The 691-nt window shown below is 33.0% G+C and carries 1 protein-coding gene; it reads left to right on the top strand.

The window, feature by feature from the left end:
- The coding region (locus tag IDG60_RS27995; RefSeq protein WP_206161053.1) for a phage baseplate upper protein at window positions 1–691 on the top strand (691 nt) is incomplete at both ends.

Raw genomic sequence — 691 nt, 5'->3', positions numbered from 1 at the left:
AGAAAACACAGCGCATTATGAAAATATTTCAAATCTAGATATAACTTTTAGAACAGGAGAGAGTGATTCTTCTGTTCTTCTTTTTAATATCACTAAAAATAATCAACCGTTATTACTGAGTGAAGAAAATATCAAAGCACGAATAGCGATTCGAGGTAAAGGAGTAATGGTAGTTGCTCCACTAGAAATATTAGATCCATTTAAAGGTATTTTAAAATTTCAATTACCTAATGATGTAATTAAAAGAGATGGAAGTTATCAAGCTCAAGTTTCGGTTGCAGAATTAGGTAATTCAGACGTGGTAGTTGTAGAGAGAACTATCACATTTAACGTTGAAAAAAGTTTGTTTAGCAAGATTCCCTCTGAAACAAAACTACACTATATTGTTGAGTTTCAAGAATTAGAAAAAACTATTATGGATCGCGCGAAAGCAATGGACGAGGCTATAAAAAATGGTGAGGATTATGCGAGTCTGATTGAAAAAGCTAAAGAAAAAGGTCTATCAGATATTCAAATAGCAAAATCTTCAAGTATTGATGAATTAAAGCAACTTGCTAATAGCCGTATATCTGATTTGGAAAATAAAGCGCAAGCATATTCAAGAACATTCGATGAGCAAAAGCGATATATGGATGAGAAACATGAAGCCTTCAAGCAGTCAGTGAATAGTGGTGGTTTAGTCACAAGTGGT

Source organism: Staphylococcus sp. EG-SA-2, from assembly GCF_017152085.1.
This window is presented reverse-complemented; position numbering and strand designations above follow the sequence as displayed.